General features: G+C 59.1%; 13 protein-coding genes and 1 tRNA gene. 9 read left to right on the top strand and 5 right to left on the bottom strand.

Annotation, left to right across the window (positions count from 1 at the left end):
• Positions 1 to 56 precede the first annotated feature (56 nt).
• Positions 57 to 713 carry a hypothetical protein gene (locus tag FFI94_RS00275; RefSeq protein ID WP_138871230.1) on the top strand — a complete coding sequence of 219 codons (657 nt, stop codon included), beginning with the start codon at positions 57 to 59 and terminating at the stop codon, positions 711 to 713.
• A gap of 2 nt (positions 714 to 715) precedes the next feature.
• Positions 716 to 3,280 carry a tetratricopeptide repeat protein gene (locus FFI94_RS00270; protein ID WP_185993097.1) on the top strand — a complete coding sequence of 855 codons (2,565 nt, stop codon included), beginning with the start codon at positions 716 to 718 and terminating at the stop codon, positions 3,278 to 3,280.
• Positions 3,281 to 3,299: 19 nt separating this feature from the next.
• Here FFI94_RS00270 and FFI94_RS00265 read toward each other — a convergent pair whose 3' ends face one another.
• Positions 3,300 to 4,022 carry a CHAP domain-containing protein gene (locus tag FFI94_RS00265; protein ID WP_138871228.1) on the bottom strand — a complete coding sequence of 241 codons (723 nt, stop codon included), beginning with the start codon at positions 4,020 to 4,022 and terminating at the stop codon, positions 3,300 to 3,302.
• Between the two features lie 178 nt (positions 4,023 to 4,200).
• Here FFI94_RS00265 and FFI94_RS00260 point away from each other — a divergent pair, with 178 nt between their 5' ends.
• Genes FFI94_RS00260 through FFI94_RS00245 form a run of 4 tightly spaced genes read left to right on the top strand, consistent with a single transcriptional unit; the run spans position 4,201 to position 8,152 of the window.
• A complete protein-coding gene (locus tag FFI94_RS00260; RefSeq protein ID WP_260683751.1) occupies positions 4,201 to 6,057 on the top strand; it encodes an AAA family ATPase in 1,857 nt (618 codons plus the stop codon).
• On the top strand, positions 6,036 to 6,710 hold the full coding sequence (locus tag FFI94_RS00255) for a 4Fe-4S single cluster domain-containing protein (protein WP_260683750.1): 675 nt from the start codon (positions 6,036 to 6,038) through the stop codon (positions 6,708 to 6,710). Before FFI94_RS00260 ends, FFI94_RS00255 begins: the two co-directional genes overlap by 22 nt.
• The gene (locus tag FFI94_RS00250; RefSeq protein WP_138871226.1) at positions 6,707 to 7,198 is read left to right on the top strand and encodes an FHA domain-containing protein; all 492 of its coding nucleotides are present in this window, start codon (positions 6,707 to 6,709) and stop codon (positions 7,196 to 7,198) included. The genes FFI94_RS00255 and FFI94_RS00250 overlap by 4 nt, the downstream gene beginning before the upstream one ends.
• Before the next feature lie 30 nt (positions 7,199 to 7,228).
• On the top strand, positions 7,229 to 8,152 hold the full coding sequence (locus FFI94_RS00245) for a hypothetical protein (RefSeq protein WP_138871225.1): 924 nt from the start codon (positions 7,229 to 7,231) through the stop codon (positions 8,150 to 8,152).
• Between the two features lie 5 nt (positions 8,153 to 8,157).
• Here FFI94_RS00245 and FFI94_RS00240 read toward each other — a convergent pair whose 3' ends face one another.
• From FFI94_RS00240 to FFI94_RS00230, 3 genes are read right to left on the bottom strand one after another with little or no spacing between them, the layout of a single operon-like run.
• Complete coding sequence (locus FFI94_RS00240; RefSeq protein ID WP_138871224.1) at positions 8,158 to 9,813, bottom strand: protein kinase domain-containing protein; 1,656 nt, start codon at positions 9,811 to 9,813, stop codon at positions 8,158 to 8,160.
• Positions 9,806 to 10,525 (bottom strand): PP2C family serine/threonine-protein phosphatase, encoded by a 720-nt coding sequence (locus tag FFI94_RS00235; RefSeq protein ID WP_260683749.1) that lies wholly within the window; start codon positions 10,523 to 10,525, stop codon positions 9,806 to 9,808. Before FFI94_RS00235 ends, FFI94_RS00240 begins: the two co-directional genes overlap by 8 nt.
• A gap of 47 nt (positions 10,526 to 10,572) precedes the next feature.
• Positions 10,573 to 11,769 carry a hypothetical protein gene (locus FFI94_RS00230; RefSeq protein ID WP_138871223.1) on the bottom strand — a complete coding sequence of 399 codons (1,197 nt, stop codon included), beginning with the start codon at positions 11,767 to 11,769 and terminating at the stop codon, positions 10,573 to 10,575.
• Positions 11,770 to 11,971: 202 nt separating this feature from the next.
• On the opposite strand from FFI94_RS00230, the gene FFI94_RS33515 reads away from it, so the two are divergent.
• Together FFI94_RS33515 and FFI94_RS00220 are read left to right on the top strand one after the other, a co-directional pair.
• Positions 11,972 to 12,523, top strand: a complete 552-nt coding sequence (locus FFI94_RS33515) for a DUF6226 family protein (RefSeq protein ID WP_185993096.1) — start codon at positions 11,972 to 11,974, stop codon at positions 12,521 to 12,523.
• A 35-nt stretch (positions 12,524 to 12,558) separates the two neighbouring features.
• Positions 12,559 to 13,230, top strand: coding sequence for a DNA alkylation repair protein (locus FFI94_RS00220; protein ID WP_260683748.1), 672 nt, complete (start codon positions 12,559 to 12,561; stop codon positions 13,228 to 13,230).
• Positions 13,231 to 13,296: 66 nt separating this feature from the next.
• Here FFI94_RS00220 and FFI94_RS00215 read toward each other — a convergent pair.
• Positions 13,297 to 13,382, bottom strand: a tRNA-Leu gene (locus FFI94_RS00215).
• Positions 13,383 to 13,636: 254 nt separating this feature from the next.
• On the opposite strand from FFI94_RS00215, the gene FFI94_RS00210 reads away from it, so the two are divergent.
• Entirely contained in the window at positions 13,637 to 15,043 is a 1,407-nt protein-coding gene (locus FFI94_RS00210; protein ID WP_138871222.1) for a DUF3662 and FHA domain-containing protein, read from the top strand.
• The last annotated feature ends 38 nt before the right edge of the window (positions 15,044 to 15,081 follow it).

Below are 15,081 nucleotides of genomic sequence, written 5' to 3'. Positions count from 1 at the left end.
AATCGTCATCGAATTCGAATAGATTTGGACGTTCATTTCTGGCAGGGTTCATAGCAGTGAGTGCGCTTGTGCAACTGTCAGCGTCCGAGAGTCCGACGTTTGGCTCTCCGGCCGAAGTGGGAGTGGCAGTTGGCATTTTCGCCCTGGTCGTTGCCCTGCTCGGCTCGTTACCAGGGGTATCCATCGGGGCCGACCTGCTCTACTCCGTGATCGGACTTATAGCCCTGGTGCCGGCGATGTCAGAACTCACTGAGCCAAGTATTTGCGGAATAGATACGAATGTACCGCTGCGGATAAGCGCAGTTGCACTGTTCGTCGCGATCGCATTCCTCAGCGCTGCGTGCGGGTTCGTTATCGGGGGTATGAATATAAACGGCGCAGCAGTCGCCGGCCTGGCCTGGTTCGGCGCTATTGATGTCGTCCTGTTTCTCACCTCTCCTGTCGGGGTCACCTCGGGTTCCACTCCACTTGCACTCGGTATTATTGCGGCTGTAATTTTGGGAAGCACGATCGGAGCGAGGCCTGAGACGGGACTCTTGATCGTCGGCACCGCATTGGGACTTATCGTGCTACTTTCGTCGGCATCTGGAATGTCCACCAATTGCGACGAGGTTGATTCTGTGGGATCACTGACAGTGTTTGCCACGTATGCAGTTGTATTCGGAATAGGTCGATGGACGATCGGCAAATTCATGCCCGACCGAGTGGGATGAATATGAAACACCACCCTTGGCCGAGCCGTCTGTATCTAGACGGACTCGATCTTCTTGCCGATGGCAACGCCATCGACGCGCTGGAACTTCTTCGGGCCGCACAGCGCGAATGTGTCAGAGAAGGCGAACTTCACGGCATCGCACACTGCCTACGATTGATCGGCATTGCACAGGCGGACATCGAACAATTCGCAGATTCGATCAAAACGTTGCGCCAGGCACTGGAATTGCTGACAGATCTCGACGATCCGGAATTGACAGCAGACTGCGCCGGCGAACTCGGCCTCGTTCTCGCGGACACAGGTGACAAGCGCGAGGCGATCGTGTGGCTCCAGAAATCATGTGACCTCTTCGAATCCTGGGGTGATGTCGAGACCGGAGCCGCATACTGCGGTGTGCTCGCCGAACTGTACGAGGACAGTGGCGCTGTCCAACATGCGTACGCAGCGTTCAGCCGGGCAGCACGCGGATTCTTCGCCTCTGGGCAGATAGAGGAGTCCGCCCGCTGCCACGAAGGTGCCGGATCGTGTCTCCTCGAGATGGAGGACATCACTTCCGCAAAGGCGCAGTTCACCATCGCGCGGACACTCTACCGCGAAGTCGACAAGGGTCTGGAAGCCGCTCGTTGCCAGTACCTCATCGGAATCACGTCAACTGTCGAGGACCTTGCTGACACCGAAATCGAATTGCACGCCGCAATCGATTTCTTTCGAACGGCTGAAGTCCTTGATGCAGAGGGAGATTGCTGGGAACAACTCGGAGACCTCTACTTCGAGGCTAAACGTGTGACAGACGCAGTCGAGTCCTACCGAGCGGCGATCGCGCTGCACTCGCGCACAGACCGTCCAAGTCGCAGCGCACACTGCCACAGGCAGTTGGGACTCTTGCTGTTGCATCTCCGAATGATCGACGACGCAATCACATCCTTGGTATCCGCGCGCAATCTGTTTGCCGACGAACATCCGGACGACGCAGCAGGTATCGACGTCGGCCTCGGAATGATCTACGAAGACCAGGGAAGGCCTTCCGACGCAGTTGACGCCTATAACCGTGCGCGACAAGCTCACACACGCCTTGGTGACATCGTTTCTGTGGCCACGTGCGACATGCACTTGGCCACAGTCCAGATGCAGCTCGGTGACTTGGTCTCCGCCGAGCGACTACTGATCTCGGCCTTGGCAGAGTTCAGCGCCGTGGAAGAGCCGGTACTTCGTGCGACATGCCTACGATACTTCGGCGCGCTCGCGCGAGAAGGGCTCGAATTATCCAGAGCGGAAGACTTTGTCAACCAATCGCTCGCACTGATCGTGGGATTGGGCGAGTCCGAGTTGGAGGCGGATTGTCGGCAAGAGTTAGCTCTGGTGTTGATGCAAAACGCTGAATACGAGGCGGCAATTGACGGGCTCGAGTTCGCTCGAGCTGCATTCGTGAACGGGGAGAATGTCGAGAAGTCTGCCGCATGCCAACAGAGTATCGGCGTGTGCCTCCTCTCCTTGGGTCGATACGACGATGCCGAGCAAGCACTACTCGAATCACGAAAAGCCTTTTCGAACAGTGGTATTCGCTACGGGGTTGCGACCAGCGATTCCCACCTCAGTCAGGTCTATCTCGAGGCCGGAAGGCTCGCCGACGCGGAGAATTCGTTTGTCAAGGCTCGCGCGGCGTTCGACTCGTTCGGCTCGATCGATCGAGTCGCGATGGTCGACCAAAATATGGGTGGCCTTCATGTCGCGAGAGGAGACTTCGACCTTGCCGAGGCGGCGTTCTCCAGTGCAGCGGCACTTTTCGCCGGTCTGGGGCAACACGCGCGAGCGGCCGTATGCCGGTGCAATATCGGGGTCGTTGCTTTCATGACCTCGGATTTCGTTCGAGCCAAGAACGTGCTTACCGAGGCCATCGAAGACTTCGGTTCCGATCTCGCCTACAGACGCAATGTCGGCTGGTGCCAACGTAACCTTGCGTGCGCCGAAATCATGGAAGGAAGTCCCGGCACTGCACTGGTGCACCTAGGTGCCGCACGGGAGCTGTTCCTGGCGCTGAGGACCATGATCGATGTTGCCAAGTGCGACTTCTTGGCTGCCATATCGATTATTGCGGCCGCCGGTGGCGAACGACACCGGGAAGCACTCGAACTCGCCCTGCCCGCAGTTCAGTACGTCAACGCGCAGCGATTCCAGTTCGAGATTGCCAGTAGTCGACTCTCCTGGGAGAAAACGGCTTCGCAGTGGATGGCGGAGATATTCGTGTGGGCGGACAAGTTGGGCGATCAACAGCTCTTGAGCGAGCTTGTCGAGTCGACGATCAACTCAGGTACGCACGTGGCCGAGATTTCGGCGGATCGGTTCCTGACCGATGTCGACATCGAATCGCCGACACCTCGGATCGCCGACGACGCTGGTCTTGGCATGGGCGGTGCAAGTGCCCTCGTCGCCGGCGCGGTACTCCCGATGCGCCCACCTCCGCTACTGCAAATGCCAGGGGGGCAGATCGCACTCGAGCACTACCTGCGCTCGATGGATACGCGTTACGGCACAGTCTCGGGACCCACCGTGGTTCCGGTGATCTGACGACCTGTGGGCGTGTCAATCACGGTGCGAGTATGTAACTCATCCCTGGAACGTCCTTGAGCACGAAATTCCCGTAACCGTTCATATCACGACCCCGGATGTACCGACCGTCAGCACGATTCTCGACGGAATCGACCCACCCCACGTGGCCGAAGTTGCGGTCGGCACCATGCACGCCCGGCTGGAACACGACGATGCTCCGTGCCTGAGCGTCGGCGACCACCGTCCACCCGTTTGCACGTGCATCGTTGGCCCAGGCCTTGGCATCGCCGTGAATATTGGGGTAATAGCCGGTTGCTTGCTTCCAGTAATTCTTTGCACCCCAGGTGCATTGACCCGGAGTAGCGTCGTTCACTGTCATGGTGCGTCCCATGGCTCTACCACCCACAAGAGCGGGGGCGGAACACCGGGGAGTCACAGCAGCGTTGGAACCGGTCTCGAGGTAGGAGTCAGTGACATAACCACCGCCGTCGATGGTGTACCAAATCGTAGAAGTTGTCCGGTACGGTCCGGTGATTGCCTGTCCCGGTACCCAACAATTGATTCCGACGTTGGTTCCCGCAGGAATCGTCCGAACCACCGGTCCGTTCGTATTCGGAGCATTGCGGACGTTAACCTGCTGTATCACCTTGCCGGTCCGTATAGCGGCCGCGGCCTCCGGAGCATTCAGTGCCGTCAGTCCGGTGAGGACAAGTCCCGAAGCGGCAAGTGCCAGAGCGGCTGTACGTGTGCGAACTGTCATGAGGGTCTCCTGGGTTGTCGAGAGCTTTCATGTCATGGACCGAACCCCCGGATCACTTGCGCGTGTAGGTCAAACGAACGACAGCCGATTTCCATCAACGATGAAATACTCCGTTCCTGGACAATTTCCGCCACAAGAGGAGAACTGCCATGGCCGGCTCAGGAAAATGGTTGCTCGCGTGACTGCGCCTACTCTTACCCCTGAGCACATCAAGGATCTTCCCAACTGGCTCCGAGAAATCGATGTGGCACTCGCCGCAAATCCGCAGGTTGCGATTACCGGCAATCTGCGCGATTTTGTAATACTTCCGCGCCCGGGCACTCCGCATCCACGATTTGCAACTGTCATCGAGGCATTGAGCACCCTGTTGTCGATCGCCGGCCACTCATGCCAGATCACCTTCGATATCGTCAGCGGACCACGCGTACTACACGACAACGAAAGTGGCAGCGCTGCAGCCGTACTGTCGCAACTGGATCGGAAGGCCTCTGACTCCGGAACGACCCAGCTTCGCGCACTTCAACAACTCCTTGAATCAGTTGCGGTTTCCGAACGACCGATGTGTCTCGTCATCGACAACGCCTCCCGCCTGACGCCTGGACCCGACTTCAGCGATCCTGAGTTTCATCGTGTCCTGGTAGTAGCAGAAAAACTGTTGTCCACCGCGCGCCGGAATCCGGTTCCGGGGCCGCACATCACGCCGCTGTACAACACGGTCTTCTGGCTTGTCGACCAAGAGAACGACCTACCGCATTGGTTGGTCGCCACAGATACGGTCCGAGTCGTATCCATCCCCGCACCTACATTTGGTCAGCGTCGGACAGCAGTAACCAGCCTTGTTCCTTCCCTACCCGGAGGTGTCGATCTCGATCCAACTGCCCGTGAAGCTGTAATCGAGAGCTACGCCGCACAAACCAACGGATTGACTCTGCGGTCCATCACCGAGGTCAACCGTCTCGCTATCGATCGTCGAATCGTGGCCACGTCGATCGAGGACGCAATCCGCACTTTCCGAGTGGGGGTGCCCGACAATCCCTGGCAAGATCCCGCGCTCAAACAGCGAATTCGCGAGGGTGCCAAGTATCTCGGGAGCAGAGTTCTCGGTCAGCAGGCGCCGATTCGGAAGACGGTTGACATCCTGATTCGGTCGACGACCGGCCTGACCGGCGCACAAGGGTCAGGCGACAGCTCCCGTCCGCAAGGCATTCTGTTCTTTGCAGGCCCGACCGGAGTAGGGAAAACAGAGCTCGCGAAGTCGATGGCCGAGTTGGTATTCGGACGTAAGGATGCGTTCATCCGCTTCGACATGAGCGAATTCTCATCCGAGCATGCCGAAGCCCGGCTGATCGGCGCACCACCAGGATATGTCGGCCACAACACGGGGGGTGAACTCACGAATGCAGTGCGGCACAATCCCTTCAGCCTGCTCCTATTCGACGAAATCGAGAAGGCCCATCCGAGGATCCTCGACAAATTCCTACAGATTCTCGAGGACGGCCGACTGACCGACGGAAACGGCTCGACCGTGTACTTCTCCGAAGCGTTGATCGTCTTCACGTCGAACCTAGGTGTCTACCGGACCGACAGTCAGGGCGAACGGGTACCCGTCGTCTCCCGAGGTCGGCCATATATCGAGATCGAGTCGACCATCAGAGCTGCTGTCTCCGAGCACTTCACAAAAGACATCGGCAGACCTGAACTACTGAACCGCATCGGCGACAATATCGTGGTCTTCGACTTCATCTCACCGAGAACAGCAGAAGATTTGGTGCCGATGTTCGTCGACAACGTCACGCGGCGCGTGCACAGCATCAGTGGGACACACATCTCGGTGGCCGACTCCGTAATTCAGCAACTCGTCGAATCAGCTTGTGAAAGACTGGATTTCGGCGGTCGTGGGGTCGGAACAATTGTCGAGACAATGCTAGTCAACCCCCTATCTCGCGCTCTGTTCGAGATGGATATTTCCACAGCCCACGCCACGGTCACCGCGATCACACAAGATTCCACCGGATGGATGGTGACACTGTCGTGACGACGATGCTGCTTTCCCGCCTTCACTATCCGGTAACCAGTCTCGGTTTCGGACGGCGCGCCGGCATCTGGGTCCAAGGTTGTACCGTGCACTGCCGCGGCTGTGTGTCCCGCGATACCTGGCCGGCTGACGAAGCGATGCGCGTCGAAATCGACAGCGTACTGGACTGGTTGAGGGAGCTCGATGACGTCGACGGGATTACGGTCTCGGGCGGTGAACCGACAGATCAGCCCGATGCACTTCGGATACTGCTCAACGGGATCGAGATGTGGCGCGCGACCCGCGCCAATGATGTGGACGTACTGCTCTACTCCGGCCGTACAACCGATGAACTCGCTCAGTCCCTACCCTGGTTGAGCACGGCGGTCGATGTTGTGGTCAGCGGTCCGTACATTCGTGAACTAGCTTCCGACAGTGCATTACGCGGATCGTCGAACCAAGTCGTCGAAGTCTGTTCGAAATTGGGCGCCATGCGATATCCGGCGGAAAGCCGTGAAGAAACGTACGCCGATCAGCGTCGGGAAATCGGAGTTCACGTGGACGAACACACCATATGGATGGTTGGAATTCCATTGCAGAATGACATGACGCGTTTGCGTGGGGCACTCACGGACCGCGGCGTCACTCTCGATCGCACCTCGTGGCTGTCATGACAACCGACCTCGTCACCTGCGGGTGCAATGCGGTTGCCGATCGTTCTGTGTTCGCGCAGTGCCCGGGTTGCGGTATGGACCTGTGGGATCTCGTAGCACCGACCGAACCGACGTCTGAGGATACGCACGAGTCGGAATCTGCGATGTCCCCAAGAACTGTCATCGACCGTCCGAGCGCTCGGCGTCGCGTCGGCCATGTTGTCATCGGGAGTCGCGACACGCTCGACATCACCGCAGACGACGTACTGCTGTTAGGCCGAGATGACGATTATCCGCAAGCAGCGATATTCGCGCAATACCCGAATCTCTCACGACGACACGGGATTTTGCGATTCGACGGTAGCTGCTTCCATGTTACGGACACCGGATCGGCAAACGGCATCTTCATCGAAGGGGTTCGAATCAACCCTCAAACCGAATACGAGGTCCGACCCGGTCAAGTTGTACGCCTGGCCGCTGACGTAAGCCTCGACCTGCAGATCGACTGAATTTTCGTACCACCTCGAGGAGGACCCAGGATGAACAACAACGTGGTGGCACAGGCTCTCCTGTTGGATGCGACACTCCCACGCGCCGAGGAAGAGGTACGGGAACGGCAGGCCGCCCAGGACGCGGCGGAAATTCAACAAACCGCGGATCGACTACAGGCAGAAGCCGCCGCAGAACAGGCAAGACGCACTTCCGCCGCGCAGCGCAGCCGCAGGATCGACGGTACAGCTGTACGGCTGGGCGCCCTGGCCGCGATGAGCATCGTTATACCCTGGGCAATAGGACATTTCGTGCTACGCGGCCGAATCTTCTCGGAGGACCCGGGGGTTTTCGAGCCTGAGATCCGCGCACTCCTGCCGTATTTCTGGGCGGAGTTGGTAGCCGGATGGTCTGTGATCGCGTTGATCGTCGGAGGCGTTCTCGTATGCCGCCCCTGGACGGCGCGAGTGGCGTTCGGATCAGTCGGTGTTGTGCTGCTCATCGGCGGAATTTGGGCTCTCAACACGGGGAAATCTCTCTTCGCCGGCGCCGAGGAAGACTCGATAGCCAAGCTGTCCTCGACAGCATTTCCCTTCACCCAAAGATATCTCGAGTGTGGCCATGCACTGGAATTGACTGTCCGCGCACCCGAGGGGACGACTGTCCCGGACCAGCTATGGCAGATGTATCTGGGATCGGACAAGGGATACACAGGCGAAGGGTGCAACCGTGTCTCCGTCTACAAAGGATGGACCTATATGGGTTACCTATCCCTCACTGACGGTGACGAATTCGATGACTCGTCTGATGCCCGTTGGACATACGTCGGCGCCAATGATGAGGTTCTCGCGTCCAACTCGTGGGTGCAGAATCACGACCCAGCAGAAGTGTGGCTCAACGTTCGCACCGAATGGGGGCGCACCGTCTCGACAAATCTATTGGACGCGGGGAACAATGGATTGGCTATTCGCTGAGAACCTCACTGACCGAATCCCCGTCTGATCGAAGCGAACCAACCGGACGTCTCACGCGCCGCTACTGATTGCTCGACTCGCTTTGCCACCGACGCGATGTACTTTCGGGCAACCGCATCGTCCGACGCCGCAATCAACAGTGCATTGGCAGTGAGTCCGGCTCGCTCGTCGGAAGAAATCGAAGCCCTCGCAGACCTGGCCTGATCGTCCGCCTGCTCGACCATGTCATGCCAGTTCGCATCAATCATCCTGTATCTTCCACGCTCCGTGGAAGAACCGTCGATGCCCGCAAGAATATGGGTCTCGAATAGTCGGCTTACGACCGTCACCGTGCTGGCTGATTGAGCTAACTTCCGTAAATCTCCAGGAGTGGAGATCGGATGATCGCGATACGTCAAAGTAGCGGCCGGCGCTAGCTGAGATACGAAGTAGACCGCAATCTCGTCGGGTCCCCACAGGTCGCTGTACGTTCGCAACTCCGCATAACTGGCCCCCGTCTTCACCTCGTCCTTCAGCCACGCCAGCAATACTTGCGCTCGACGACCACTGACTGCACGTGCGGCAGCTTTGGGATCTGCGGCCATTGCCTCCCCCAATTCGCGAGGGTCTCGAAACTCCCCGACACCGGCGAGCGCAAAAGGCGGTATGGAATGTTGATTCTCCCGGGTTGTGCCGGTACCGAATTCCGAATCGGGAACTTTTGATACGTCGATTAGTCGATGCACCTTCGGTGCACCACCTCCGCACCATTCGCCGACTTCCCGCATCGACCAACGGAATTCACGGTCACGGGTGAGCAATCCGGCAAGAAGAAGCTGCCACCGCTCCTTCTCGTACTCGGTGAACGGCAATTCATTGATCTCACCCAATGCGATGTCTCGCACGGTGAGTTCGTTCTCGATCCGATCGTCGCTGATCCAATGCCCGTCCGACCGTTGAAAGTAGTTGCGCCCAACAATGATTTGGTACATCGTCATGCCAACACTCCACCAGTCGTCGGCCTGGGTGTAGTACCGCATCGCACCAGGAGCGCTGTAAGCGAGAGTTCCCTTTCCCGTGTTCGACAGCCTGGACCGTCCGGCGAGGTCGACGCTCAGGCCGAAGTCTGTGAGAACTAAATCCAAGGGCCGATCGGTACGCACCAGGATGTTCTTCGGGTTGATGTCGCCGTGTACCAATTTCATGCCCGTGTCAGGCCCTTGCATTCCGTGCAGCGCCCCGGCCAACTCCCTCAGAATGTCGACCGCATCTCCGTGAGTGATCTTGCCCGAGTGTCGGTTCATGTGATCTTCGAGTGTCCCGAGAGCACAGAACTCCATCACTTCGTAAGAGACACCGTCGTCTTGTCCACGGGCGAATACCTGGACCGTGTGTTCGGCTCGAAATCGATCACGATATGCGGCAGAATCGAAATCTGTTCTGTAGGTCGGAGGATGCTGGAACATCTTGATCGCGACTTGATTGCCGACGATATCCGTGCACAGCCACACCGTCGCCTCGCCCCCGCGGCCCAGTTCGCGAACGATACTGTATTTCTGCGCGAGATTTGTTGGTAGGTTCTCGCGAATGTAGTTTGAGGGCTGCGCAATTGGAGTTGCACCGTCAAGCCTGGTGGCAGGTGCGGGAACTCGTCCTCCGTCAAGACGCGTCACATCAGCCATGCATTTCTCCGTTCGCGGTGCGCTTGTGCGCGGTGATTCGTGCCAAGGTGATGTTGTCCCCTCCGCCGCCGGACAGGGCCAGATCTCGGAGTTCACAGAGGATGTTGTTCGAATCGCCTGCCATCAACCGCTCTATGTCGAGTTCGTCGGCGTAATCGTCAAGACCGTCGGTGCACAGCAGTAGCCCAGGTTTGCCCGGTATTCGGCATTCGAAGAACGCGGGCTCGAGGACCACCCGACGCCCACCGCCGAGCGCTTGAGTGAGTGCATTCGTATCAGCTGATCGGTGATCAACGGTCAACTGACCAAGGTAGCCACCATCCATGCAGTAAACACGAGAATCTCCGACGTTGAATACCAACGCACTTCCGTCGGGGAACATCACTACCCCGGCAACCGTGCAACCCATGCCCCGCAGATACGGCTGTCGATCGGACAGATCGTTGATGGAATCCGATGTTCGCTGCACCAACACTCGAACTGCCTCACGCGCGCTCTGTGCATCCGCAACGTGATCGAAATAACCTGGAGTGGTGAGCATTTCACAGGCAAGTCGGCTGGCTTCCTCACCTGCTGCGTGACCGCCCATGCCATCGCAGACGACAAGCGTCACAGGTGCGGTCACGAGCACGTCGGTTTCCCACACCGCTGGGCTCATACCCCGGAGCGACCAGCCGAGCCAGCCGATACCGTCCTCGTTGTTCGTGCGCACCGCACCATGATGCGTCAGCCCTGAAACTTGCACGGCCACCACTTCCGTCACAGCCCTGTCTCCCGGACTTGCGCACGAGTCGATTTACGCGCGGTTCGGATTCCGTCCCCATGAGGTTCGACAACGCGAACAAGCGACACCGGGAGAACACCAGCCGGGATTCTGCGGACCCGCCCCGGCGACACACCACGGCGTTCGAGTGCTCCCAACATCGGATCGAGGTCGCCACACAGCGCTTGATCGGCGGCCGTATCCGCCGCTTTGTCGTTACGGTCGGCGAAACCGATCGAGTGCAGGTCGACCTCCCCTTCGGATACTCGGGCGCGAACTCCATGAGTTGTCGAGCCGGCGCGACTCAACACCACGCTGTCCGGACCACCACCGTCAACTTCGGTGGTGACGTATCCCAGTTCCTCGAGTGACTCTCGTACCGCGTCGAGCACGTACTGGCGCTCCACTTCTGCCGTGACGCGGGCAGTCGCCGCATCTACGAGATTCGTCACTGCGTCCAGGATCGCAGCAGCGGAACGTTGACACTCGATCTCGTTGGCTGCCTGCGCCAAAAGGCCGCCGACTGCTGCGGCATCCTGCAAAGCAGCCGCCTTCACTCTTAGCGCGTCGAGCCGAGAATTATCCGCACCGACCCGATTCGTGATGGCGTTCCGTTCGGAAATCTGCGCATCAAGTTCGTCGAGGAGCATCGGGGCACGATCCAGCGGTGCCGTCACGACAGCCACTGCAAAATCTTCGATTTCGGATGCCGGTTCGACAAGTCGACCGAGACGGCGGGACACCTGATCCGACAGCCGCTTACGACGCTCGGCAGCAGTGCAATCCGACGCATTCCTCGAAGTATCGGCAGACTTGTCAACGTCGACCGGTCTCGCCACTCGCGCCGCTTCCTCAACTGCCGCGAGGTCCGTGAGAACGGCTTCCAGATCGTGATCGAACCGTCGTGATCGATTCTCCCGCACCTTCGCGTCCAACTGCCGATTCGACTGATTCACTTCATGTTCGAGCTGATCCGCGAGAGCTTCCATCTGCGCGGTGTCGTCGGCAGCCACCGTCGGAATCGCCACTGCGAGGAACGGAAGATCGTGTGCGTGGCAACGTGCCGACAAGCGAATCGCCGCAGATTCGATCTGCCGCCATCGTACAAGTAACTGTCGGCTTCGCTGCTCCTCGGCAAGACGACGCGCCACTTTCGGGTCAACTCGATACTGAATTCCCTTCGGACCGCTCATCGCATTCCTCACCGCGCATGAAACCGCTGACCAAAACAACGCAACGAGATATTTTTGCACTGAAAATGGTCCCGTGTCTGTCGCGCGATCGACCGACAAGCCACCTGGGCTGAGTTGCTTCTGAAACGTCCCCGCGGGGACGACATTTCAGGCAAAAAGTGACGTAGCGTGACCACAGCGGTCATGACGGAGGGATACGGCATTGGACGACCCACCGGAAGAGGCATACGGGCGGGTGACGAATCCGGAGCGATTCGCTCCGTTGATGCCGGCTGCCGAAGAGTTGATCCGCGATCTGGCATCGAGGTTCGACGTGACGATTTCCCGCGGTCCAGCGGCGCCGTCGAAGTCGAAGACTGTTGCGATTTTGGAGACTGTGCGGATAACTCCCGCTCGAACGGACCAGGCGCCGCTCACGATCACTTTCACGTCGTTTCCCGGGCTGTACCTCGACGCCGGTGCGTGGCAGCACATTGCGCTCCCCTCATGTGGATGCGACGCGTGCAGTGAGGACGCAGAATCCACCTTGCGGGAGTTGGCTGAATACTCCGAGGCGCTGACTGCTGGGCAACTCTCCGAACGCATCACCGGCAATCTTCGGCCAGTGCTCGAACATTCCTGGGAAGGCAATGGCTGGGGTCGTAGCGGCGAGTCTTCTCTGTCCAGGGAGAAAGCTGCCAACCTTCGTGCCGGACCGGTGCAACCGCCGGCAGATGGCCGTTGGATGACGTGGTCGACGACGCTTCCCTCCTAGACTGAGATCTCACAGGCAAAGGGCAGGAGGCTGAGGTGGCCGATACAACAGTTGCCGAGATCATGACCGAACTGGCCGCACTCGAGGATCCGAAAGCCCGCGCGGTGAACGAGAAGCACGGCGACGATCACGGCGTGAACCTCAGCAAATTGCGTGCCCTCGCGAAGCGACTGAAGACGCAGCAGGAACTTGCACGACAACTGTGGAAAACAGATGACACCGCAGCGCGCCTGCTGGCGATCCTGATCTGCCGTCCGAAGGCGTTCGACCGCGACGAGTTGGACGCCATGTTGCGGGAGGCCCGCACGCCCAAGGTTCACGACTGGCTCGTGAACTACGTAGTGAAGAAGAACCCGCACTCCGAGGAACTGCGTCTGGCTTGGTCAGAGGATCCGGATCCAGTGGTAGCGAGCGCCGGCTGGGCCCTGACCACCGAACGAGTGGCGAAGAAGCCCGAGGGCCTCGACCTAGCGCGTCTGCTCGACGTCATCGAGGCGGAGATGAAGGATGCACCCGATCGCTTGCAGTGGGCGATGAACCACACCCTGGCTCAAATCGGGATCGAGCACGCCGAGTACCGCCCCCAGGCAATCGACATCGGCGAACGGCTGCGGGTACTCGAGGATTACCCGACTCCCCCGAACTGCACGTCTCCGTTTGCACCCATCTGGATCAACGAGATGGTCCGACGACAGAACAACGCGTAATTTCCGGACTACCTCAACCAACAAAAAACGAGGCCACAAACTCGAAAGAGTTTGTAGCCTCGTCTGTGGTGGGCGAAGGGGGACTTGAACCCCCACGTCCCTAAGGACACTGGCACCTGAAGCCAGCGCGTCTGCCATTCCGCCACTCGCCCGAGCAACGTCGAAACATTATCACGACAACATTTGAACTTACTATTCGTGCTGGTCAAAGCATGAAATGAAGAACACAGGGTACTTCAGTATGAGGAACCGATATCATGCAGGAACCAGAGCCAGGTACTGCCGAACAGCCGTTTGACAGTACCGTGGAACCTGACAGTAGTTCGAACGACACGCGAGTGGGCGATGCCGGCGCTAGTTGCCGAGCATTTTTCCACTCGTCATTGCGAAGCGAGAGGAGACCCCGATGGGCATCGTTCAGCGTTTTGAGCGAAAGCTGCAAGGAGCTGTCGGTGACGCATTCGCACGTGTCTTCGGCGGCGGCGTCGTACCGCAAGAAGTAGAGGCTGCGCTCCAACAGGAAGCGCGGGACCGCGTCGAGCATCTCGGCGGCGGAATCCTCCTTGCGCCCAACCACTATGTGATCACGATCAACAATTCGGATCACGAGGAATTGGCGGCCGACCGCGACCTCACAATCAAGGCTTTCAGCCGGCATCTGCAGGATTTCATCCGCGATCAGGGCTGGCAGACGTATGGCGATATTTCGGTGACTTTCGAGCCGTCGCCTACATTGCATACCGGTCAGTTCCGCACCCGCGGCACTGTCGACCCGGACGACGATGCCGATCAGCCGTCGCCCCGGTCCAATGTTCCGCAGGTATCGTCTCGACCGCCACAATCACCTGCACCTATTGTTCCCCCTGTTTCGAATCCAGTCCCGTCACAACCAGGAGCCGGCACCATGACGCAGAACTCAGGCTACGATTCCAGCCGCGAACCGGCTGGTCGCCAGCCCGATCAGCAGCCGGCACGCAACGGATACTCACACGACGACGGCAGCTACCCCGCGCCGCGCGGCCAGGAAGCGCCTCCGCAAAACGGGTACGACCGGGGCGACGGGTACCGCACCGGTGACGATCAGCCGCAGCAGGCGCCCTACGACCAGGGCAACTACAACCAGCAGGGCTACCAGCAGCAGCCGTACAACAACCAGCAGGCGTACCAGGGCAGCTACGACCAGCAGGGTTACCAGCAGCAGCCGTACGACGCTCAGCAGGGCGGCTACCAGCAGCCGGCTTACGATCAGCAGTCCTACGACCAGGGCGGTTACAACCAGCAGGCCTACCAGGGTGGTTACGACCAGCAGGGCTACCAGCAGCAGCCGTACGACGCTCAGTCTTACGATCAGGGCAGCTACGACCAGCAGGCATACACCCAGCAGCCCTACGAGGGTCAGTCGTACGACCAGGGCAGCTACGACCAGCAGGCGTACAACAACCAGGGCGGCAACTACGACCAGACCCAGGCGTACGCCCAGCCGGGCTACAACCAGGGCGGATACGCGCCGGCGGCCCAGCAGGCTGCAGTGACGGCAACGCTCCAGCTCGAGGATGGCAGCGGACGTCACTTCCAGTTGCGTGATGGCAGCAACATCATCGGCCGCGGCCAGGAAGCGCAGTTCCGCCTCCCTGACACCGGCGTTTCACGTCGCCATATCGACATCCGCTGGGACGGCCGGACGGCAATGCTCTCCGATCTCGGTTCCACGAACGGCACCACAGTTAACGGCGCACCGGTTCAGGACTGGCAACTCGCCGACGGCGACATCATTCGCGCTGGTCACTCCGAGATCTTGGTACGTATCCTCTGAGTGTGACGAAGGTTGCTGGCGAATTTTCCGATAACAAT

It is taken from the genome of Rhodococcus sp. KBS0724 (genome assembly GCF_005938745.2).
Lineage (GTDB): Bacteria > Actinomycetota > Actinomycetes > Mycobacteriales > Mycobacteriaceae > Rhodococcus_F.
Note: the sequence above shows the minus strand (reverse complement) of the source record. Positions and strands in the feature narration are given on the sequence as shown.

Excerpts from the sequence above, each read along its gene's own strand:
- FFI94_RS00255 (WP_260683750.1), top strand. The coding sequence starts at position 6,036 with ATGGATGGTGACACTGTCGTGACGACGATGCTGCTTTCCCGCCTTCAC.
- FFI94_RS00230 (WP_138871223.1), bottom strand. The coding sequence starts at position 11,769 with ATGAGCGGTCCGAAGGGAATTCAGTATCGAGTTGACCCGAAAGTGGCG.
- FFI94_RS00240 (WP_138871224.1), bottom strand. The coding sequence starts at position 9,813 with ATGGCTGATGTGACGCGTCTTGACGGAGGACGAGTTCCCGCACCTGCC.
- FFI94_RS00250 (WP_138871226.1), top strand. The coding sequence starts at position 6,707 with ATGACAACCGACCTCGTCACCTGCGGGTGCAATGCGGTTGCCGATCGT.
- FFI94_RS00265 (WP_138871228.1), bottom strand. The coding sequence starts at position 4,022 with ATGACAGTTCGCACACGTACAGCCGCTCTGGCACTTGCCGCTTCGGGA.
- FFI94_RS00210 (WP_138871222.1), top strand. The coding sequence starts at position 13,637 with ATGGGCATCGTTCAGCGTTTTGAGCGAAAGCTGCAAGGAGCTGTCGGT.
- FFI94_RS00245 (WP_138871225.1), top strand. The coding sequence starts at position 7,229 with ATGAACAACAACGTGGTGGCACAGGCTCTCCTGTTGGATGCGACACTC.
- FFI94_RS00270 (WP_185993097.1), top strand. The coding sequence starts at position 716 with ATGAAACACCACCCTTGGCCGAGCCGTCTGTATCTAGACGGACTCGAT.